Source organism: Microbacterium zouquanmingi, assembly GCF_052266695.1.
In the GTDB taxonomy this organism is placed as follows: domain Bacteria; phylum Actinomycetota; class Actinomycetes; order Actinomycetales; family Microbacteriaceae; genus Microbacterium.
This window is the reverse complement of the sequence record NZ_JBQPQZ010000001.1, coordinates 372437-391936: the sequence shown is the minus strand read 5'-3', so window position 1 is coordinate 391936 and position 19500 is coordinate 372437. Positions and strand designations below refer to the sequence as shown.

General features: G+C 61.6%; 19 protein-coding genes and 1 pseudogene. 10 read left to right on the top strand and 10 right to left on the bottom strand.

Going from position 1 to position 19500, the window contains the following annotated elements; genetic code table 11:
• The first annotated feature begins 1 nt into the window (after nucleotide 1).
• The 4 genes and pseudogenes from ACTU6U_RS01775 to ACTU6U_RS01760 form a co-directional block, all read left to right on the top strand.
• Nucleotides 2-1069 (top strand): glycosyltransferase family 4 protein, encoded by a 1068-nt coding sequence (locus ACTU6U_RS01775; protein ID WP_443467438.1) that lies wholly within the window; start codon nucleotides 2-4, stop codon nucleotides 1067-1069.
• Nucleotides 1069-2349 (top strand): O-antigen ligase family protein, encoded by a 1281-nt coding sequence (locus ACTU6U_RS01770; protein WP_443467437.1) that lies wholly within the window; start codon nucleotides 1069-1071, stop codon nucleotides 2347-2349. The genes ACTU6U_RS01775 and ACTU6U_RS01770 overlap by 1 nt, the downstream gene beginning before the upstream one ends.
• Entirely contained in the window at nucleotides 2349-3359 is a 1011-nt protein-coding gene (locus ACTU6U_RS01765) for a glycosyltransferase family 2 protein (RefSeq protein WP_443467436.1), read from the top strand. Before ACTU6U_RS01770 ends, ACTU6U_RS01765 begins: the two co-directional genes overlap by 1 nt.
• A 99-nt stretch (nucleotides 3360-3458) precedes the next feature.
• Nucleotides 3459-3961: pseudogene (locus ACTU6U_RS01760) on the top strand (DDE-type integrase/transposase/recombinase); the annotation flags it as partial.
• Here the strand turns inward: ACTU6U_RS01760 and ACTU6U_RS01755 are convergent.
• The 6 genes from ACTU6U_RS01755 to ACTU6U_RS01730 form a co-directional block, all read right to left on the bottom strand.
• Nucleotides 3961-4620 carry a nitroreductase family protein gene (locus ACTU6U_RS01755; RefSeq protein ID WP_443467435.1) on the bottom strand — a complete coding sequence of 220 codons (660 nt, stop codon included), beginning with the start codon at nucleotides 4618-4620 and terminating at the stop codon, nucleotides 3961-3963. The pseudogene ACTU6U_RS01760 and the gene ACTU6U_RS01755 sit on opposite strands and share 1 nt — an antisense overlap.
• A gap of 268 nt (nucleotides 4621-4888) precedes the next feature.
• A complete protein-coding gene (locus ACTU6U_RS01750) occupies nucleotides 4889-6094 on the bottom strand; it encodes a lipopolysaccharide biosynthesis protein (protein ID WP_443467434.1) in 1206 nt (401 codons plus the stop codon).
• Between the two features lie 83 nt (nucleotides 6095-6177).
• Entirely contained in the window at nucleotides 6178-7260 is a 1083-nt protein-coding gene (locus ACTU6U_RS01745; protein WP_443467433.1) for a polysaccharide pyruvyl transferase family protein, read from the bottom strand.
• A gap of 148 nt (nucleotides 7261-7408) precedes the next feature.
• Nucleotides 7409-8905 (bottom strand): sugar transferase, encoded by a 1497-nt coding sequence (locus ACTU6U_RS01740; RefSeq protein WP_443467432.1) that lies wholly within the window; start codon nucleotides 8903-8905, stop codon nucleotides 7409-7411.
• Nucleotides 8906-8988: 83 nt separating this feature from the next.
• Nucleotides 8989-9831, bottom strand: coding sequence for a hypothetical protein (locus tag ACTU6U_RS01735; protein WP_443467431.1), 843 nt, complete (start codon nucleotides 9829-9831; stop codon nucleotides 8989-8991).
• A gap of 72 nt (nucleotides 9832-9903) precedes the next feature.
• Entirely contained in the window at nucleotides 9904-11403 is a 1500-nt protein-coding gene (locus tag ACTU6U_RS01730; RefSeq protein WP_443467430.1) for a tyrosine-protein kinase domain-containing protein, read from the bottom strand.
• Between the two features lie 101 nt (nucleotides 11404-11504).
• Between ACTU6U_RS01730 and ACTU6U_RS01725 the strand changes: the two genes are divergently transcribed.
• Nucleotides 11505-12257, top strand: coding sequence for a CPBP family intramembrane glutamic endopeptidase (locus tag ACTU6U_RS01725; RefSeq protein WP_443467429.1), 753 nt, complete (start codon nucleotides 11505-11507; stop codon nucleotides 12255-12257).
• A 10-nt stretch (nucleotides 12258-12267) separates the two neighbouring features.
• A complete protein-coding gene (locus ACTU6U_RS01720) occupies nucleotides 12268-12549 on the top strand; it encodes a hypothetical protein (protein ID WP_443467428.1) in 282 nt (93 codons plus the stop codon).
• A 180-nt stretch (nucleotides 12550-12729) separates the two neighbouring features.
• On the opposite strand, the gene ACTU6U_RS01715 is transcribed toward ACTU6U_RS01720, so the two are convergent.
• The 4 genes from ACTU6U_RS01715 to ACTU6U_RS01700 form a co-directional block, all read right to left on the bottom strand.
• Nucleotides 12730-13752 carry an FUSC family protein gene (locus tag ACTU6U_RS01715; RefSeq protein ID WP_443467427.1) on the bottom strand — a complete coding sequence of 341 codons (1023 nt, stop codon included), beginning with the start codon at nucleotides 13750-13752 and terminating at the stop codon, nucleotides 12730-12732.
• A 67-nt stretch (nucleotides 13753-13819) separates the two neighbouring features.
• Nucleotides 13820-14116, bottom strand: a complete 297-nt coding sequence (locus ACTU6U_RS01710; protein WP_443467426.1) for a DUF7882 family protein — start codon at nucleotides 14114-14116, stop codon at nucleotides 13820-13822.
• A gap of 176 nt (nucleotides 14117-14292) precedes the next feature.
• The gene (locus ACTU6U_RS01705) at nucleotides 14293-14523 is read right to left on the bottom strand and encodes a hypothetical protein (protein WP_443467425.1); all 231 of its coding nucleotides are present in this window, start codon (nucleotides 14521-14523) and stop codon (nucleotides 14293-14295) included.
• A 67-nt stretch (nucleotides 14524-14590) separates the two neighbouring features.
• Nucleotides 14591-15259 carry an arsenate reductase/protein-tyrosine-phosphatase family protein gene (locus tag ACTU6U_RS01700; protein ID WP_443467904.1) on the bottom strand — a complete coding sequence of 223 codons (669 nt, stop codon included), beginning with the start codon at nucleotides 15257-15259 and terminating at the stop codon, nucleotides 14591-14593.
• A gap of 282 nt (nucleotides 15260-15541) precedes the next feature.
• Here ACTU6U_RS01700 and ACTU6U_RS01695 point away from each other — a divergent pair, with 282 nt between their 5' ends.
• From ACTU6U_RS01695 to ACTU6U_RS01680, 4 genes are all read left to right on the top strand, one after another.
• Nucleotides 15542-15697, top strand: coding sequence for a hypothetical protein (locus ACTU6U_RS01695; protein ID WP_443467424.1), 156 nt, complete (start codon nucleotides 15542-15544; stop codon nucleotides 15695-15697).
• A 169-nt stretch (nucleotides 15698-15866) separates the two neighbouring features.
• Nucleotides 15867-16142 (top strand): hypothetical protein, encoded by a 276-nt coding sequence (locus ACTU6U_RS01690; RefSeq protein ID WP_443467423.1) that lies wholly within the window; start codon nucleotides 15867-15869, stop codon nucleotides 16140-16142.
• Between the two features lie 130 nt (nucleotides 16143-16272).
• On the top strand, nucleotides 16273-17646 hold the full coding sequence (locus ACTU6U_RS01685) for a GmrSD restriction endonuclease domain-containing protein (protein ID WP_443467422.1): 1374 nt from the start codon (nucleotides 16273-16275) through the stop codon (nucleotides 17644-17646).
• A 281-nt stretch (nucleotides 17647-17927) separates the two neighbouring features.
• Nucleotides 17928-19490, top strand: coding sequence for an HNH endonuclease signature motif containing protein (locus tag ACTU6U_RS01680; RefSeq protein WP_443467421.1), 1563 nt, complete (start codon nucleotides 17928-17930; stop codon nucleotides 19488-19490).
• The last annotated feature ends 10 nt before the right edge of the window (nucleotides 19491-19500 follow it).

The window sequence follows — 19500 nt, the reverse complement described above, 5'->3', positions numbered from 1 at the left end:
AATGACTAACGTATCGTTTATCGCCTCGCACCTGGCTCCTCGACTCGGTGTTGAGAATGCCCTGGTCGTTCTGCAACGTCTCTTCGAGATATCCGGCGTAAGTTCCGAAGTGGTTTGTATGGGAGGCGATGCCCGCGACCTCAAAGTGCTCCCGAATGCCGTGATTTGTGGACCTCCAATAAAGGGAGTGAAACGCCTCAACGTCTGGCGAGCATCGAAAGCACGAAGGGTTTCTGCGGGTACAGACCTAGTAATTCTTGTAGGAGCATGGGCGGCTATCCCGTACTTGCTCGTGAATCGACGCGATAAAAGGCGAATTATTGTCTGGGAGCACTCTTTAAGTGCTGAGAAGATCCAAACAAATGCAATGTTAAAAGTTCTTTCCGGTCTCGCCCGGCGCCTGTATCGTCGAGCAGATTTAGTTATTGGGGTTAGCGAGCCGTTGGCTCAGGACCTTCGTTCGCTGGGCGTGGCCAATGCTCGCGTGATTCCAAATGTAATCGAGGAGCCTTTGGGACGGTCGACTTCCGAGCGCGCCAATAATCCGGCGAGGTTGATCATGCTCGGCTCGCTGACCGACACGAAAAACCAGGAACTCGCGATCAAAGCTCTCGCGAAGCTCGCTTCGCCTGCGGTCATGAGCATCGTCGGATCGGGTCCTAATGAGCTTGCTCTTCGGCGACTCGTAGACGAACTCGGGATAGGCGCCCATGTGTCGTTCGAGGGATTTCTGGAGCACGACGCTGCCATGGGCCTCCTAGAGCGAGCCGATCTACTCGTTCACTGCGCACACGGGGAGACTTTCGGCTACGTGTACTTTGAGGCAGCGAATCGGCACGTACCGGTTGTCGCCGTGACGAACTCTGTGTCGCGGGGCATCGTGCCCGCATTCGTGCCAGGACTGCTCGTTGGTGACTCCGCTGTTGAGTTGGCGAATGCAATAGGAGAGATCCTAGCGACTCCTCCGGCGAGCGAAGTCTTCGCAGCCGCAGACGAAGCGCGCTCCAGGATATTCAGCTCCGATGCCGTTCTGGAATCGTGGCGCATAGCCTTTGACGGGAAAGTTTGATGCAGCAGCAGGTTGGTCTCGTCATCGCGGGATTGGCGCTGATATGCGTCCTAGCGAGCCTCGTGGTCCTCACGCGCGACAAGCATTCTGACCGAGGTGCCACGGCATTGGCCTTATTCATATCAGTGTCTTTGGTTGCCTACGAGACGCAACTTGTGGGCAGTCGCACCGTTGTACAGTTATCGATCCTTGTGCTGGCTTCCGCTTGGGGCATATTGCTCTTGATTGTTCGTCCGGACTACTGGCGTCAAGGGGTTGTGCCCGCAGCGTTTCTGCCGGCCGTTATGGCTGCGCTGGTATTTCTGACAAATTCTCTTGCTAATCCGAGCTCGTCGCTCGTTGATCTCCTCGCTCGAGCAGGGCCTGTCTTCTTCTGGGCAGTTCTCGGTCTAGTGTTCAGCGCTTCGCATATTTCTCCTCGTTCCGTAGCTGCCATTGGTGGGGCGCTTCTGGGGCTCTCTTCGCTGGCCTCATTCTCGTCCGACCCATGGCGTGCGTGTGACCAGTTCAAGTGTGGCTTGTTTAACGGAATATTTACTGGGCCGTTTGGCTCCGAGAATTATCTCGCGCAGGTGGCTGCCGTGGCGGCAATTCTTGTAACAGTATCGGGTGCGGGACGAATACGGGTACTGGTCTTGGTGCTCTGCGGTGTCGTCCTTATCGCAGCAACATCGCGCACAGCTGCTCTTTCGCTTGGGCTATCTTTTGTCTTCGGATACTTGCTATCCAGGACACCTAATTCTTGGCGATCTGGTGTACTGCCGTGGGTAGTTCTCGTTTTTATGTTGACGAGCACGTACGTTGTTGCTTCAGCCGAACCAGCCGACTTCTCGAACCGAGGAGGCATTTGGTTACGGACCCTTCGCGTGGTGGAGGGCTCGGAGTTGGCTGGCCTCGGAATAAGTCGATGGTCCCAGTACCAAAACATCGGGCTTTTGCCGCCCACTAACTTTCCGCACAACCAACTCGTGCTTCTCTTTTTCGCGACGGGGGTGCTGGGCTGCGTTCTCTACGGCATCGTGCTCTGGCGTCTTTTTCGGCTAGTTGTCCTGAACGATGCCACAGTCGTTTCAGGCTTTACATTGCTCTGCTATATCCTGATTAGCGGGATCACCGAAGTTATGTGGAATCCGGGTACTGTCGACGGGCATTCCGTTCCCATACTGGCGAGTCTGATCCTGCTGGCCTGCCTGACGAAGGATCATGAACCGGCGCCCCTCCTTCGGGCACCGACACGTAAGAAGGATCGGCCCCGGCTGGCTAAGACGGAGGATTCGTGATGGTTCGTGTATCGGTCATTCTTCCCGTGCATAACGCGGGCGACGCGATCAAGCACACGCTGCGACAGCTGGGGGAGCTCAGTTGCGACGACACCGAGTTCATCTTCGTTGATGACGCCTCGTCGGACGGAACTGGTGCGGTTCTTGCCGACTTCTGTGCCCGTGGGGACTCGCGATTCTTGTTGACGGCGGAGGAGAATCTTGGCCCTGCTGGTGCCAGGAACCTCGGTCTGACAGTCGCACACGGCGACTACGTTTGGTTCGTGGACTGGGATGACGAGTGGGCGCCGAACATTCTGGATGTGCTCGTCGAAGCGACAGAAGGTGGTATTGCTGATGTGGTCGCATGCCGGGCTCGTTGGCGACTGGGCTCGGGTGTTGATCTAAAGGTTACTGACGGCGTCAATGATGACGCTGCGGTGGGGCCTAGCGACGCGGTTGACCTTCTGTTACGCGGAGTGCTGCGAGGCTACTTGTGGAATAAGTTGTTCCGCCGCGCGCTTTTGGGGCGCGAGCCATTTCCGAATATGCGCACGCAAGAGGATCTTTGTGTTGTGGCATCCGCCCTGTCCTCGGCGCGACATGTAGTGCTGATATCGAACGTGCTTTACTACCACGTGATTCGCGACGGATCAGTGACGAACTCAGTGGATCCTCCGCTGGCAAACTTGGATTACTCGCGTGATGCAGTTTTAAGGGCGGCTCGAAGCCTTCCTGACACAGCACGTCGACGTACGCTCATGGAGAGATTTTCGCTAGACGTCGATCTTTCGATCGTCGGCACGGCATTGCGTCTTGCGTCTGATTCAACGCAACGCGAAGTGATGCACCGCACGCGGTCAAGCCTGCAGGCCGCACGCATCTTTAAGGTTGCATCCGTCGACCCAAAACTCGCGACGAAGGCTCTAGTTCTAAAGTATCTCGGCGATGGGTACCCTTCGCTCAGAAGAGTGGTGCTCAAGCCTCGGGCGTGGCTTCGCAGATTGCGTTCTGCTCGTGTTGATCGATAGCCGTCTGAAGGGAAGCCGGCGTCATGTCAGCGAGACCGATAGGCGTGCCGGCACGTGACGCGCATCGGGAACTGAGTTCGTCAGGACGCGCTAAGAGCGGTGCTGCAGGTAGTTCCGAGCACCTATTACGCCGCGAATGACCGGGCCCCGTCGGCGCGCGCGGTGAACGACGCCGCACTCTTGCCGGCACTGGTTTCGCTCTGGAAGGGCGAACTACTGCGTCTACGGGGTCGCAAGCTCTGGAAGACCGCCCGTCGCAACGGGATCGACATCGGTCGAGATCAGACCGGCTGGCTTATGCGTGACGTCGGAATCGAGGGCGCGACACGAAGCAAACGAGTGAAGACAACCCATCCCGATCCCGCGGCCGCGCGACATCCGGACCTCGTGAAGTGGGAGTTCACCGCGACGGCCCCGAACCGGCTCTGGGTAATCGATCTGACGATGGGCCGGTGTCGCGTAAGTCTGCTTCATCGTCGACGCGTACTCGAGGACGATCGTTGGGGTGGCGGTGCGCGTCACACATGCGCACAGAGACGGTCCTCGACGCGATCGAGATGGCGCGCTGGGGTCGCGGCACCCACCACGATGATCTCCGGTGCTAGCGCAGAACGTCCGCCAGCCTTCTTCGAGTGGACGCCGCCACGCGTGCGGTTGGTGTTGCATGACCGATCGCGATCATTGCGATCGGGACGTCCGAGTCGTCTAGGGCCGCATTCACACGAAGTTCGTTCGCACGATCAGTCTCAAGGCTCAGGTTAAGTAGACACGTAGCGATATCCATTGAATGCAGCGCCCAAACAAGGGTAGAACTGAATATGCCACCTTCAATCCATGCCTGGTTGCGTTCTCCGGTCCCTGTCATCAGGCCCACGTTGACGGTAACCAACAACACAGCCGGGATCTGGTGGCCAAATCCACGATTCCCGTTCTGATGGCGCAGAATATCGGTCGCTTCGGTGCCGGAAAAAATACGCACGTTCCATGGTGCGCGATTGCAAACAGAAGGTGTGTTTAGCGCTAACCGAATTGCCTCCGTGACCTGAGCCGGGTCAACCGGTGTCGCTTCAAAGGTGCGCACTGACCGCCGCGTCACGAATAAGTGATGGATAGGATCGGATATGCCGCTACTGGAGACCGCCGAAATCATTGGAGCAACTTGATCGTCTGAGGTTCCGTTTGAGTTCCAGCGGTCGAGGGCATCACGTGCAACGCGGGCGCGTTCTACGTACGGCGCGGATGGCGCGACCCGCTGCGCCATGGGAATGAGGACGTCAAGTCGCTCGAGTACATCCAGTCCGAAAGGTTGCCTAGGTGAGGGTAACGCCAGACCCTTCTCGATGCGGTGGTAATCTTTCGTAATTTGGGCCTCAAGTTGGCTCGGGGACAGTCGTTCGATTCGGGTGCTATCAACAGCATGCTGTCTGTACCTTCTGTAGTCAGCCAGGTACTCCCTTGCGAGGGTTATATCGTACTTTCGCGCTTTCGCCCATCGCACAACTCGATGCGGGGTGAAGCCCTGGACGGTACTAATTACTTTCACTGGGTTCCGTGCTTTCGGTGTCCGGATCGTCTGAAATGTTGTGCTTTCGCGCACCATCGAAGCGTCGAACTCCAAGGAGAACGACAAACATGTGGAGCAAGAACGCGAGCGTACTGCCGATGGTGAATCCTGCAACGATTACGGTGATGTTGGAGGAAAGAGTGGTTGCGATTGCCGCGCCTCCGACACTCAGAATCAACCGCGTGAAGTTAACGGCAACGAGCCAGTGTTCCTGCGCGAGTAACGCCAATACGGGGCTCAGGGCGCCGGAAAGTAGCTGTGTGAAAGTCAGCACCGCGAGAATTGGAAGGAGATCGGCGACTTGATCCCACCCTGGTCCTAGCATGGGTTCCACTAGAGGTGGTCCGGCTATGGCGATGATGACGCCAGCTGCGACAGCGAAAGCAAAGGTGATCGCCGTCGGCCGCCTGAGCGTTTCGGCAAGAGAGCGCTCGCCCGTCTTAATAGCTTGCGAGGTCTCGATCTGGAGGAGCTGAGTAAAGGCCTGCGCGAGTTGCGCGGCTGGGACTGTTGTGATGCGCTGAGCAACGCTAATATACCCCACTGAGGTGACGCTTTGTGTAGCACCCAGGAAGAGCGGAAGTCCCTGGGCCGTAGAACTCGCGCCAAGTGCTGAGAGTACAGCGTAAAACATACGCCTTCTCCCGTACATGGATTCACCGCTCGCTCCTGCCAGCGACTCAATGCCTCGACGGGACCGAGTCAGGAGGACCGCCAATAAACGCCCGAAGACTATTGAGAGGGCCAGCGCAAGCACATGGGGGACTACGAAAACGACTCCAAGCTGTAGCGCAGCCGTCAGCAGGCCAAAAAGGACGTTTCGTGACGCAAGAGCCTTGAAATCCCGCGAGCGGATAAGCAGAGCTGTGTCGACAGCGCCGGTCGCGTAAGTCACCAAGAGCGCGGCCGACATGACGCAGGTCATCGTTACGGCTACCATACCGACCACGAGGCCGTAAACGCCTACGAGCAAGAATAAAGCGCACACGGCCGCGGTCATCAATACTGCTCGTCGTACGAGCCGTATTGCAAACCCCCGGTCCCTCGTGACGGGCAGTGCGAACTCCACCCGTAAAGTGGCCAGCGGCTGCAAGACGAGCGCGATCGCCAGTGCCAGCTGATACGCGCCGAGTACGCTGGGGTCGAAGGCCCTTGTGAGTATGGGCGTCATTAGCAGGGGCGCCAAGCCTCCTGCCACCTGTCCCGCGACTACGAGGCCCTTCGCTGTGCGCTGAGTGCCGCCCGGAGTTGCTTTCATAGTTTGAGTTCTTGCGCGATTCTCTGCTGCAGATCGGTTATCGTGCCTCTCGCGTTCACGATTCTTGCCTGAACCTCGTCCGCTCGGTCGTACTGTTCGGCCAGCCAAGTGCACATTTCGCGCGCACGCTTCCCGTGTGTATCGAAGCTTATGGATTGAACTCCGATCGTCGCGAAGTGAGACGAAATCTTGGTCGTGGGGGCGTCCACCATCTCCAGCGGAACTGCTCCCGACATCGCAGCGAGGATGAGCACATGCAGACGGTCGGCGACTGCGACGCGCGTCCTGTCGTAAACTTCACGCAACTGTTGCTCGCGCGCGATACCGCTCCTATCCCAGGGCAGGAAATTTGCATCCAGTCGTAGCGCAATTTCCTCCGCTCTACTATCGTCCTCTTCTACCTGGGCCGCCACAATAATATCGAGGCCGTACACACCTGCGGTCTCGCGAAGCGCATTAAACCACTCGTTCGAGGGTAGCGGGCGAGCCCCGCGCATGCTTACGAACAGAATGTCGCGCTCGGTCGGAGGTATCGCGTGTCGTATCTCTGCGCCGAACGCCGTGTCTGGCACGATTTCTCCGGAACCAATTCTCGCCAAGCTCCATTCGTCTCGCCAGAGTGAGAACGTTGCCAGACGGCTTATCGCTCGATGCACTCGGACCGTCGGGACCCAAGGCAACGCCTCGGTCCGACGAGTGACAGCGCGGGGCGGCAGGACGACGATTCCGCGTTTTGCGCGTGTGACCAGCACGGCGACCAAGATCCCGAGTTGGCGAGGCATGTTATACCGCGCGAGCGTCATCTCGCCTGGCTCTGTAAGCAAAACGGGGCGTGCCTTACAAGTCACCATCCGCCAAATCCATGGGAAAAACCCCCGTACACCGCCCCGGATGACCGTATCAGAAGGGGATAGCGCCATTTGGTCGATCCAGTCATCGGGCGCTCCACCGGTGTAAGCGACAATGTCACTGTCTGGGACGCGAACCCAATCCAAAGCAATACGGCGAATCACGCCGTCTCCTACATTCTGGTACTCGCCCGTGAGGGTCACAAACGGCTTGAAAGGGCGGTTCGACACGCCTCTCCTATCTCTCGTTATTTCCGCGTGGATGATTTGGACGGTGCTCGTCGGCTTAGCTGGACCTGACTCCGCGTTGCGACGGTACTGGTCGCATGACGACGGTCGCCTGGTGATGCGCTCGGGAGGGGCCGGGCAGAGAACTTGATCAATGCGCTGACTCCCCGGGAGAGAGGACTGCCTTCACCGTCTTCAACAGAATTCCGAGGTCTCCAATGAAGGACCAATTCTCGACGTAATACAAATCAAGTCGCACAGCTTGATCCCAATTCAACGCGCTGCGCCCACTTACCTGCCATAGACCCGTGATCCCCGGTCTTGCTAGCAGACGACGTCGCGCGGCGTCCGTGTACAGCGCAACTTCTGCAGCAATCTGCGGCCGCGGACCCACGAGACTCATGGTGCCGCTCAGTACGTTGAAGAGCTGCGGGAGCTCATCGAGGGAGTACTTTCGAATGAACCTTCCCACAGGGGTGATTCGCGGGTCGTTCTTTACCTTAAACAAAGGTTGCTCTATCGTTCCTTGGCTCGTCAACAGCCCTTCGAGCTCTGAGTCTGCCCCAACACGCATCGAACGGAACTTGAGCATTTTAAAGGCTTCCCCACCAAGGCCGATCCGCTCTTGTTTGAAAAGCAACGGCCCTGTGCTGGTTGTCTTAACGGCGATCGCCACCGCGGCGAGCGCGGGAGACGCGAGCACAATGAGCGCCAGTGAGCCCAAAATATCAGTCAGGCGCTTAGAGAAGCGTTGGCCCGAACTGAACCGTGGAGTCTCGACGTGTATCAACGGGAGACCAGACACTGGTCGTGTGTGTATCCGGGGGCCGGCGATGTCGGTAATGCTCGGCGCCAGTACGAGGTGCTGCTTGCCTGCCTCGAGTGCCCAAGAAAGCTCCTTGACTCCGTTCGGAGGTAAGTCTCCGCTGCTTGTCACGATCACGGTGTCTGCGCCCGTTGTCTCCAGCGCCTGGCTAACAGAATCGATCCGACCTAGCACGGGAAAATCGATCACACCCTGAACGGCCGCGGCTACTGTGCCGGTGGCCGTACACGCACCAACCACCTTATAGCCCGCGGCGGGAGTCCGATGAAGTTCGGCTGCGATGCTCAATACGGACCTCTCTGACCCAACCAGTATGACTTGGGCCGAGTGCGTGCCAGCTCGCCGGTTCGACACGAGCCACTGCCGCCATAACCAGCGCACGAAGACCAGAGTGATGATCCCGGTCGGTAGGCTGATGAGCAGGTATCCCCGGGCGACATCGACTTTCGTTAGGAATGCGACGATCGCGATGCAGCCAAAGACTGAGAAACTTGCGCGCGCGACACGCACGTACTCGGTTGTCCCGGTGCCGAACACCCGATGGCTCCGAGAATCGACAAGGCTCAGAGCCCACATCCATACGACGATTAGTCCAGCGGAAAAGGTCCAATAGGAGAGATTCGGCAGTCCGAGCAGGTTGTCCGTCGGAACGGAAGCACCCGCGAAGCCCAGCCAGGCGATCTGGGTGCCGAATACGACCCAAACGAGTACGAAAAAATCTGTGATGCGAAGGTTGCGGGCGTACAGTCGACGCCAGTCCTTCTGATGTGGGGGAGTGGTCTCCAAAATGGAGGCAACGTTAGTCCGTCTGATCGACGTCACAGGTGTCCTTCTAGTATGAAACTGAATGCATCCTTCCCCGGGATGCACGTTACCAGACCAAAGGTTCCACAAAGTTTCGTGTGTTACTGAGTTACGACGGTTTCGCCGCTCCAGAGCGTGACGCCGGCAGCGGACGCGGCGAGCGCCAGTGGCGCGGCCGCATCGGCGAAGCATCCGGCGTCTTGCGCAGCCTGCGGGTCTGCGTCGGTGTAGCGCGTGAGCGCTACTCCCGTACACCCGTCAGATCGATGCGCCACGACCACATCTGTGGCATCGACAGCGAGGGCCGTCGCGGCGGTCGCCGCCAGCGCGACCCACTCCGCATCCTCGCCGAGCACGTACGCGACGTCTTCACAGACGAGGGCGAGCACCGCGCCGGCGTTGCGCAAACTACGAGCATCGACACACGGTGCTGCCATCACGCCAGTAGGCCGCACGATGCTCGCTGGATCAGCCGGATCAACGTACTGAGACGCTGCGAGTACTTCGGGGTACGACTCCCAGAACTGCCCCTGGGTAAAAGTTCGAAGTGCTTGAACGTCACAGTTGTCACCCATCGCGGCAACGATCTCGGCCTGACCATCGGCGAACGGTAGCAAAGTGATCAGTTGCCCGATGCCGAGATAGCGCGGTGTGACATCTGTCCACGTCACCCCTCCGTCGCTTGAGCGCTCGAGCAGCGGTTCGACAGATCCGCACTGGCCTGCAACCCCGCGCCAGATGATGTCCGACGCGGCAGCCAAGAAACGTTCCTGCGAGCGGTCATATGCTGGGGCGGTGGTCTCGGTCGGCGTAGGGCTCGGCGACGCCGTCTGATCGCTCGGCTGCGTGAGCGTGGGGATCGGGGCGACGATGCCGTCTTCTGGCGCAGAACGCACATGCGCAAAGGCGAGAGCGGTCAGCGCGAGCGCACCAGTGGCAAGCACAGCAACGACAGCGCCGACTATCCATCGTCTCGGCGCGCTTTCTCTGCGCTCCCTACGCTTCACGCTGCAGACTCATCGAGGATTGAGCAGATCGTCGAAGGTCGTTGACTCGTCACCTGACATTGTGGCCGGTGTCGAGGGATCTGTGATCGCCTCCTTCGAGGGAGCCGCCTTCTTCTTAGGCGTCACCTTGGTGGGAGCATCGGGCGTGTAGGTTCCGTAACCGCCATAGCCATACCCGTAACCGTAGGTATATGCATCGGCGCCCTTCGTCGGCACCATCGTCATCACGACGCCAGCGACCTTCGAGCCGACGGTCTCGAGAGCCTCGAGAGCCCCTTCGAGTTGGTGGTTCGTGGTGCGACCGGCTGCAACCACCATGATCGCTCCTGATGTCGCGCGCGAGAGCACTGCGGCGTCGGTGACTGGCAGTAGCGGAGGGGCGTCGCAGAGCACGACATCGAATTCTTTACCGAGCGCGTCGAGCAGCTTGTGCATGCGCTCAGAGCCCAACAGCTCGCTCGGGTTCGGCGGAATCTTTCCGGCAGGCAAGACATACAGCGAGCGGCCCCCCCAGGGCAGCAACACGTCGGCAACGCGTGCGCGGCCGATCAGTACGTCGGTGAGACCGGTGCCGCCCTCGATGCCGAGATACTCGGCGACCTTCGGCTTACGCAGGTCAGTGTCGAGCAGAGCAACACGCTTGCCGGTGTCGGCGAGGGCGAGGGCGAGGTTGATCGTTGTCGTCGATTTGCCCTCTGAGGGAATGCTCGAAGTGATGACGAACGTGTGCCCGCCATCCATCTCGAGGAACTGCAGGTTGGTGCGGAGCGACCGGAACGCCTCGGATCGAGGGCTATGCGGGTCGGCATGAAGGATGAGCGGACGTTCCTTCGCCTTCGGATCGTGCGGGATCGCACCGATGAGGGGACGATCCGTCAGCGCCTCGACGTCGCGAGGCGACCGCACCTTGTTATCTAGGACGGCGCGCAGCACCGCGACGCCGATGCCGATCGCGAGGCCGACGAGGACGCCGAGAACGATGTTCAGTGGCACGTTCGGGCTCACGGGGGTGAACGTTGCAAGAGCGTCGCGCACTCGAGTGAGCTTGATCGGGCTGGCATCCTGCCCCGCGGGGGTATCGATGCGCTCAACGGCGGCCGCGAGGCTCGCACCCAGAGCGTTCGCAATGTCAGCAGCCTGAACGGGATCAGCATCGGTGACGGTGATCTCGATCAGCGTGCTGTTAAGAGGACTGGAGGATTCGACCTTCTCGGCCAGATCATCAGCTGACATGTCGAGACCGAGCTCAGTGATGACCGAATTCATGACCACGGGCTCACGTACCAGGCTCACATAGGTGGTGATGCGCGACTGCGCGAAGTTCGACCCCTGCTGCAATTCAGCTGCGGTGCCACCGGCCTGTGACTGCACGAACACGACGGCCTGGGACTCGTACATCGGCGTACGCGTCAGAGAGTAGCCCGCGGCAGCCGCGAGACCGACCAGCGTCGTGACCAGAATCACCAGCCAGTTCTTGCGGAGGATGCGGATGTAATCGCTGAGCTCCATGGTGCCTCTCGTAAGGTCGCGGGGTACCGGGTCATTGTCCCACAGGTGCTCCGCTGTGCCGGGCCACCGGCATACCTGTGCGCACCGGTAGCCTGGTGGCGATGAGCACTGATACTCCCGCGCCCGAGCGCGTGCGCGCCCGCTCCGGGCGACGTCGCCCGTGGTGGCGCGGCGGATCGTCGATGCGGCGATGGAACCTCGACCTTCTCGGTATCGCTCTGCTGGCACTCGGAGCCGGCCTGCTGGCCGGGGCATGGCTCGGTGGCTTCGCCGGAACGCTCGTACTGTGGGCCTTGCTGCTGGCGGCGGTCTTGTTCGCGATGCTGCGCCGTGGTGTTCCGCGCGGACTGATGCAGTTCCGTGCGGTGGATGTCTTATACGGCATCGTGCTCGGCGGCATCCTGCGTGGAATTCAAGGGTGGCTGGCCGTATCGTTCGGAGGCTCAGGCGCGTTGCCTTCCTACCCCTCACTCGAAGGAGCGCTGCCACCGCTGTGGTGGGCCGAAGACCTGCTCGGCGGGGCGATCGTCGCGCCGGTCATCGAGGAGCTCTTCTTCCGCGGGCTGCTGCTCGTCGTCATCTTCACTCTCGTGCGCCGGTTCGCCGGCGATGACCGGGCGGGCATCGTCATCGGCGGGTTCGTCGCGGTCGTGGCATCCACCGCTTTGTTCGTCGCCGCCCACTATCTGGCTGGAGCGATGTCGGCGGACGCCGCAGTGAGTCTGACTCTCGTCGGGCTGGTGTGCGGGTTGCTCGTCGTCTTCACCGGGCGGATCTGGCCCGCCATCCTCGTGCACATCGTGTTCAACGGAACCGGCGTGCTGCTGACGGTCGCCGGGACGCTGCTCGGGTAGCGACATCGATATGGTCATTCTGAACGTATGGGACTACGTCGTGAGCGTCAGCATCACGATCGTGTCAGCGGCGTTCACCCTGGTGCTGAGCATGTTTCGTCCGAGGTCTCTGAATGAAGCAGGAAACCACCGGCGGCTTTCCGGATTCTTGGCGATCGTCACAGTGTGCAGCGCGGCGTGGACCGCGTGCACTGTCTGGGGGCTTGAACCCCTTTGGGGTGCACTCATCTTTCTGTGCGCAGTGCTGGTGTTCACTTACCTGTTAGGTGTGATCCGCGCTGGCGAAGAGTGAGCCATCGCTGCTGCACTCTCTGACCGCTCCACCGCGCAAGCCCCTGGGCGCAGCGCTCGTCACCGCCTTAGTCTGCTCGCATGAGTGAGAACGAAGAACGCAACGCTTCTACGGGGATGAGTTGCCGGACCCCGTGATAGAGCCGTAGGCACAGTTCTCTTCCGGGTTCCGGGCCAGGGATCAGTGAATGTTGGATGCGGCGCTCTGCTTGGCTCGCATGCCTAGGTACATGTGGCCGACCGACATCACGGTGATCGCTGCCGCGGCACCGATCAGTGTGTAGAGGGCGCGCTCGCCGATGGAGAAAAGGAGGTCATGCGTGCTCCCCGACGTCTGAAGCACGACGGCAGGGGTCAGCAGCATCGCGAAGGCCCAATAGGGCAGCTTGAGATAGGCATAAGCGGCGCCGATCGTGAGTACGAAAGCGAGGGCGGTGATGACCGCGGGAGCCCCGTGCAATATCGCGACGACGATCACGGCGATGAGCGCGCCGGCGAAGGTTCCTCCCACGCGCTCGAGCATCCTCCTCGCGGAGTCGGAATAGTACGGCTGCACGACGACGAAGAACGTCAGGATGATCCACCACGAGGCTGGGTCGAGCCATTGCATGCAGACGTACGCGGCGATGCCTATGAGGATTCCGAGCGCCGCGGCGAAGTGGAGTGCAGTGTGACGGGGAACCGAGCGCGGGGTCTTCACTCCGCTGGCCCGGATGACGAAAGCGCCCATCAACGTCGTCCACAGGCCGCCCGCAGCGATACACGCCATCGCTGCCAGGCCCGAGGTGACCGACGCATCGGCGACGACGGTGCCGGCAGGAAGAGTGACCTGCAGGTTTCCGATGAGGGCATACGCAACCAGCGGGCCTGCGAACGCTCCCATCACGTGCCACCCGCGCATCGCCGACAGCCCCGTTGCGATGCCGATGGCAGCCATGAAGACCGCTCCGAGGATCGGGTCCTCGCGCAGCATGAGGGCGATGCCCATGAGTAGAGGGGTGAGAATGGACGCCGCGAGGGCGAGTCGCCGGTGTGTGAAGAGCCCCATGAGCGCGGGCAACATGCCCAGGTACCAGAGGCTGCCGTTCACACGCAGGGGCGACGCGCTCAGCGCGATCATCGGTGCCACGACGAGCAACGCCATGATGACGAGCATCGCGACGCTGGTCTTGCGCGCGGCGGGCGATGGCGATTCCGTGGGCATAGCATCACGCTAGTAGAAGGAACGGGGCGACGTAGCTCGGGTGAGGCTTCTTTAGACGCAACCAGCTTCAGACGATTTCGTCGAGTACGAGCTCTCCGCGGGCGTTGAGGTGGTCCACCATGCGCGCGAGTCTCTTCGGGTCGATTGGCGACATCTTGGCGTTCTCGAAAGCGAGAACGAGGGGAATGCTCGGGTGCATCCAGATGGTGAGGCGACCCGCGGGGTTCTTCTCATCGGGGAGCCACGTCATCATGAAACTCTCGTTACGGCGGAGCTTCGTTGCGATCACGATCTTCAGGTGCGCGAGGGTTTCGTCTTCAACCTCGATCGGAGGGCGTGAGCTGTTGTACTCGATGGTTCCCATGAAGTGCAGATTACCTCGCGCGGAGGCGGGGTCAGCTCAGCTCGACAGGATGAAATTCGACAGGGCCGGGGCAGAAGCCATCCGATTGGCTGGTGTACCTCCCAGCGTCCCGGCTCACTGGCGGCAATAGGTCTATCCAACGAACCGTGCGAGTGGACCAATCCAGTTCTCTGTTGCTACTGCGAGTACCCGGAACCGGGCGGGGAGGTCGGTGGTGCCCCGTGCTGTGCGGCGGGGTGCATCCGTGCACGTTCCGCATCCGCACGCAGAATGCCGTTCTTCACGGCCGTGCGCATAATGAGGTAGCCGATCCACAACGCGAGAGCGAGCGTGGCGATGTACACGAGGAAACCGAAAATGAGTACGCCGATGCCTATTCCGGCAGCGGCTCCTGAGTAGTCGTCCATGCGATGAACCTATCGTTCCGGGTGACCGCGCGATAGGGCACGGACGCGATGAACGACCTGAGCTGCGCTAGGCGAGCGTCGCGCGCAGTATGCGCGCGACTTCGTCGACTGCGGGAACGAGTTGCGCAGCCGAGCGCTCATAGGTTTCGTGCGAGCGGCGGTACGGGTCGATGACATCATCATCGTCAGCGGCATGCGGTGACATACCCCGCTGCTGGGTCACCAGTGCCGTGACGGCGGCGAGGCGTGCGCGGGGCTCTGTGCCCGCGGTATCCGCTGTGCTCTTGACCTCATCGTCGGTGAGCGCACTCGCGAGGCGCGCGAACTCGCGGATCGTGAACGTCTTGCGCAGCATGCGAGGGGCGAGCTCGACAGCCGTCGTGCGATGCTCGCGCGCCATCGCGAAGATGAGATCAGCATCCTCAGCAACCTGCTCGACGAGCCAGCGTGCGCGATGCGCCTCGACGTCGCTCTCTTCTGCGCCGTTGCGGACCGCGAGCTGCTGAGCGTCGGCGGTCATCGCCTTGTCGATGAGTGCGCGCGTGCCAGCGCTGTGCACTCGCACCGCGTGGGTGGCTTTTTCGGGGGTGCCCATTCTCGCGCGGAGCAGGGCTTCAGCCATGGGGGAGCGGCAGATGTTTCCCGTGCAGACCATCAGAATGCGCGGCTCTGTGCTCTTGTGGAGCGCTGCGGCCCGTTCGCGCAGTTCGCGCCGGGTCATGCCGTGGGGGATCATCTCAGTCACCCTATTAAGAATAGGAGCGGTAAAAGGGGAGAGGTCCCCGTGGCGGCGTTTCTCGTCGCAGCCATACGGTTCTGAGCACGACGATCGGAATTCTCATGGACGAGACCGGCTGGGTGCTTGTGGCTGTTGCGGCGTGGATCGTCTTCAGCATCCCGATCGGGATGATCGCCGGAGCACTGATCAAGCACGGGCACGACGGGGAAGCGTAGCAGTACTGGGCGTCATCACGGCATGTCTCGCGGGGATGTTGCTCGTGATTCGAGTGGTTCCGCAATGGCGGAAGACGCAGGCCGATTTCCTGGCGCCCATGGATGGAGCAACAGCGTTCGTCGCGGGTTCGTGTTCTGGGCGCTGACCTACGGGCTCGCCTGGGTGGTCATCACCGCAGGCAGGGGGCCGGAGCCGCCCGCGCCGGAGTGCGAGATCTGATCACGACTTCGTGCACCTAGGAGTGCTGACTCAACTGGTTCTGCACGATCGCTGAGATTGGAGATCTGTCCCCCGTTGCGGGCTTCTGGTGTTCGAGGTGTCGAAAGCCGCGGCTACGCTCGGGGCACTGCCGGATCGCGCAGCCGTCAGGCACAATGAAGGGGTGTACATGTCCGTCGAGATGATCACGGTGCTGATCGGCATCGTATCGATTCTGCTTGCCTTCGCCGGCGCGTTCGGCTGGATGGTGCACCGGATGGATCTTCTCGAGAACCGACTGGAGCACAAGCTCGGCGCGCGGATCGACGGGCTCGACGGCAAGATCAGTGCGCTTGATGAGAAGCTGAGCGCGCGGATCGACAGGGTCGCCGACGAACTTGTCGAAGTCAAGATCGCGATCGCGCGCGTCGAAGGGCCGCCGCGTCACCTGCTCCCCGTCCGCTGAGCGCTACGTCCTCGGCGCGGCATCAGGCCGTTGGCGGGGCGGTTGGTTCTGAGAGGGCGGCTGGTCGGAGCTGCGTCAGCATAGTTTTTATGCGCTTGAATGAGCACGGACGCTCTTCAAGGACGGCAACATGACATCGACTCCTCCCGGGTGGTACTCGGACCCTTCGGCCGCCCATGAGGGCGACGTCCGCTGGTGGGACGGCGCGGCGTGGACCGCGCACGTGCACTCGGTCGAACAACCTGCGTCGATGATGCCGCCGCCCGCGGCATCCGCTCTGCAGACCGCCCCGCAGGGGCGACGACTGCCGATCTGGGCCTGGATCCTGATCGGGATCGGCGTGCTCCTGCTCGGCGTGATCCTCGCGCCGATCTTCGCCCCGCTGTGGCTCGTGGTGCTCATCACGGGGATCGTCGCGCTCGTCAAGAACACCCCGACCTGGCTGCGGTTCCCGAGCCGCAAGGTGGCGACGATCGTCACGGCTGTCTCGGCCGTCGCGTTCCTCATCACCGGCAATATCAGCGCCGGGGTCTACGGGTCATCGCGTGAGGAGCCTGCGGGGATGGCGTCGGCTGCGCCCTCTGTCTCGGTGTCTCCATCTGCCACTCCTTCTGCTTCTGCTGTTCCCGACGACGAACTCGTGGCATTCGCGGGCGAGGCGGGCACGGTCGCCGACACGTCCGCAACCGAGGGGCGCACGGCGCTCGAGGTGCTGGGGACATTGCCGGTCAAGGGACGAGCGGCGAAGACCGGATACGACCGCGACGAGTTCGGGCAACGCTGGCTCGACGTGGACCGCAACGGATGCGACACCCGCAACGACACGCTCGCCACGCAGCTGACAGGCGTCGTCCGCTCCGGACCCTGCAAGGTCACCTCGGGCACGCTGGACGACCCATTCACGGGAAACATCATCGGGTTCTCGCGCGGGCAGGGCACGTCGGAACTCGTGCAGATCGACCACGTCGTCGCGCTCTCGGATGCATGGCAGAAGGGTGCGCAGGCGCTCAGCGCTGATCAGCGTGCGTCGTTCGCGAATGATCCGATCAACCTGCTCGCCGTCGACGGAAAGGCCAATGCACAGAAGGGCGATGGAGACGCCGCGACCTGGCTGCCGTCGAACAAGAGCTTCCGCTGCGAGTACGTCGCGCGTCAGGTCTCGGTGAAGGCCGCCTACGGACTATGGGTCACGCAGCCCGAGCGCGATGCCATCGCGCGAGTGCTCGCGGCGTGTGCAGATGAGCCGGCGCTGACCTCTGCGTATGCGGTGATCGCACCGGTTGTCGAGGTCGCGCCGGCTGAGCCTGCTCCGGTTGCTCCGGCTGAGCCGGTGCCCTTCGCGCCTGCTGAGCCCGCTCCGGTTCCCGCGCCCGCTCCCGCGCCGGACGTGTACTACAAGAACTGCGATGCGGTGCGCGCGGCGGGAGCGGCGCCGATCCATGCCGGCGATCCCGGTTACAGTCGCAAGCTCGACCGTGATGGGGACGGCGTCGGGTGCGAGTGATGTCACCCTTGGTGTGACTATTGCTCGGCGGCGGCTTTAGGGGCGGCGCTCGCTGAAACCCGAAGGGTCTGATGCGAATCAGGGGGTATGCCCCCGTAGCGCGATGTCAGATGGCGAACCTACGATTCGAGAGACGACCGAATGAGGCCTGCCTCGTCGGCGAGAGATGAAGAACTCGACCTCGGTGCACCCCCTCCGCACCGGGGTCGAGCTTCATAGTTGGTTATCCATAGATTTGCGAACTTTTGTTTCAATGTCGGTGGTGGCTGAGAGTATGAAGTATGGCAACTTTCACCGACGTCGCGGCGCTGATCCCCACCCTGCGTGGGCAGCTTGCCGGCGGTGAGGGGACAGAAGACGCACAGGCCTCGTTGATGGCGATGGCAGATGCTGACGTCGTAAAAGTTCTTCAAGAGGCATCTGATCTCGTGACGCAGGCCGAGCAGATTCAGGTGGTAGCGGCGGGCGTGATCGCCGCGCGCTCGACGCGCGATCGAGGGCATTCCGGGCTATCGCAGTCGCGCGGCCACCGGTCGGCGGCGGCGCTGATCCAGAACGTGACGGGGTCGACGAAGGCAGACGCGAATCGCAAGGCGCGAGTCGGTGAGGCCCTGCTCGATGACGGGCGCTCGGAATGGTTCGGTGGGGCGGATGCTGCGGGCGGTGGGGCGGATGCTGCACCCTTGGACGGTCTGCCGGCAAACGGGTTGCATCCGGGAGACGAGGAACGCGCTGCGCGCGGACCGTGGTTCCAGCCGTTGAACCACGCCCTGCGCGGTGGAACGCTGACGTCAGCGCAGTTCGACGCGATCCGGCGGGGGCTCGGTGAGCCGCCGGCGATCGACGGTGTGGGGGCGATGAGCGAAGCTTCACGCGAAGCGTGGGAAGAAATCCGCGTGACATGGGCGCAGGCCGCGGAGCACCTCGTCGCAGAAGCTGCCGTGAGGACAGTGGAGGAACTCCTGCAGCAGGCGCGCACGGTGCGTGATCTGCTCGATCCGGAGGGCGCCGAGGCACGGTACTTGGCGCGGTTCGAGAAGCGATCCTTCCGCACGTACCGAGATCAGGATGGACAGAAGCACGCGAGCATGGCGCTCGATGACGAGGGTGATCTGTTTGTCGAGACCATGCTCTCCGCGGCGTTGCGGCCGCGACGAGGCGGTCCGCGGTTCGTGGACTCTGATGAGGAGGAGCGGGCGGCGTCTCTCGTCGATGACACCCGCACGAACGACCAGCTCGCATACGACTTGATCATGGATGTGCTCCGCGCCGGCACTCTCGCAGACGCCAAGAACGTGTTCGGAACGCGTCAGGCCGGAGTGCGGCTCGTGCAGATCGTCGACGCCGACGGTCACCCCGCCGCGGTCGCGCACAGCGAAGACCATTCCATGTCCGTGCCGAAAGCGGTGGCAGAGCAGCGGATGTGCGAGAGCGGATTCGTGCCCGTGACGATCGATACGTTCGGGAATCCGCTCGACGTGGGCCGAGAACAACGACTATTCACACCGAAACAGCGCATTGCGCTCGCAGTGCGTGATGGCGGATGCCGGTGGCACGGATGCGATCGACCTGCATCGTATGGCGAAGCCCACCACATCGACGAGTGGGAGCGAGATCATGGTCGCACCGATATCGATCGGGGAATCCTGCTCTGTCGCTATCACCACATGACTTTGCACAACGGCAAGTGGCGCATCACTCGCGACGGCAAAGACGACTTCATCCTGCGAAGCTCATCGGGGGAGACGTTTGCGCTGAGACCGCGCACCGTGCTCAGCTACGCCTTCGGCGGGATCGATCCGCCGCCTGCACGGTTCAGGGCGGGTGCGGGCAATGCAGCGTGACCCGTCCGCA

Excerpts from the sequence above, each read along its gene's own strand:
- ACTU6U_RS01755 (WP_443467435.1), bottom strand. The coding sequence starts at position 4,620 with ATGGCGCAGCGGGTCGCGCCATCCGCGCCGTACGTAGAACGCGCCCGC.
- ACTU6U_RS01710 (WP_443467426.1), bottom strand. The coding sequence starts at position 14,116 with ATGGGAACCATCGAGTACAACAGCTCACGCCCTCCGATCGAGGTTGAA.
- ACTU6U_RS01715 (WP_443467427.1), bottom strand. The coding sequence starts at position 13,752 with ATGCCCACGGAATCGCCATCGCCCGCCGCGCGCAAGACCAGCGTCGCG.
- ACTU6U_RS01690 (WP_443467423.1), top strand. The coding sequence starts at position 15,867 with ATGTCCGTCGAGATGATCACGGTGCTGATCGGCATCGTATCGATTCTG.
- ACTU6U_RS01720 (WP_443467428.1), top strand. The coding sequence starts at position 12,268 with ATGGTCATTCTGAACGTATGGGACTACGTCGTGAGCGTCAGCATCACG.
- ACTU6U_RS01685 (WP_443467422.1), top strand. The coding sequence starts at position 16,273 with ATGACATCGACTCCTCCCGGGTGGTACTCGGACCCTTCGGCCGCCCAT.
- ACTU6U_RS01770 (WP_443467437.1), top strand. The coding sequence starts at position 1,069 with ATGCAGCAGCAGGTTGGTCTCGTCATCGCGGGATTGGCGCTGATATGC.
- ACTU6U_RS01695 (WP_443467424.1), top strand. The coding sequence starts at position 15,542 with ATGGCGGAAGACGCAGGCCGATTTCCTGGCGCCCATGGATGGAGCAAC.
- ACTU6U_RS01750 (WP_443467434.1), bottom strand. The coding sequence starts at position 6,094 with ATGACGCCCATACTCACAAGGGCCTTCGACCCCAGCGTACTCGGCGCG.
- ACTU6U_RS01775 (WP_443467438.1), top strand. The coding sequence starts at position 2 with ATGACTAACGTATCGTTTATCGCCTCGCACCTGGCTCCTCGACTCGGT.
- ACTU6U_RS01725 (WP_443467429.1), top strand. The coding sequence starts at position 11,505 with ATGAGCACTGATACTCCCGCGCCCGAGCGCGTGCGCGCCCGCTCCGGG.
- ACTU6U_RS01700 (WP_443467904.1), bottom strand. The coding sequence starts at position 15,259 with ATGATCCCCCACGGCATGACCCGGCGCGAACTGCGCGAACGGGCCGCA.
- ACTU6U_RS01730 (WP_443467430.1), bottom strand. The coding sequence starts at position 11,403 with ATGGAGCTCAGCGATTACATCCGCATCCTCCGCAAGAACTGGCTGGTG.
- ACTU6U_RS01705 (WP_443467425.1), bottom strand. The coding sequence starts at position 14,523 with ATGGACGACTACTCAGGAGCCGCTGCCGGAATAGGCATCGGCGTACTC.
- ACTU6U_RS01765 (WP_443467436.1), top strand. The coding sequence starts at position 2,349 with ATGGTTCGTGTATCGGTCATTCTTCCCGTGCATAACGCGGGCGACGCG.
- ACTU6U_RS01680 (WP_443467421.1), top strand. The coding sequence starts at position 17,928 with ATGGCAACTTTCACCGACGTCGCGGCGCTGATCCCCACCCTGCGTGGG.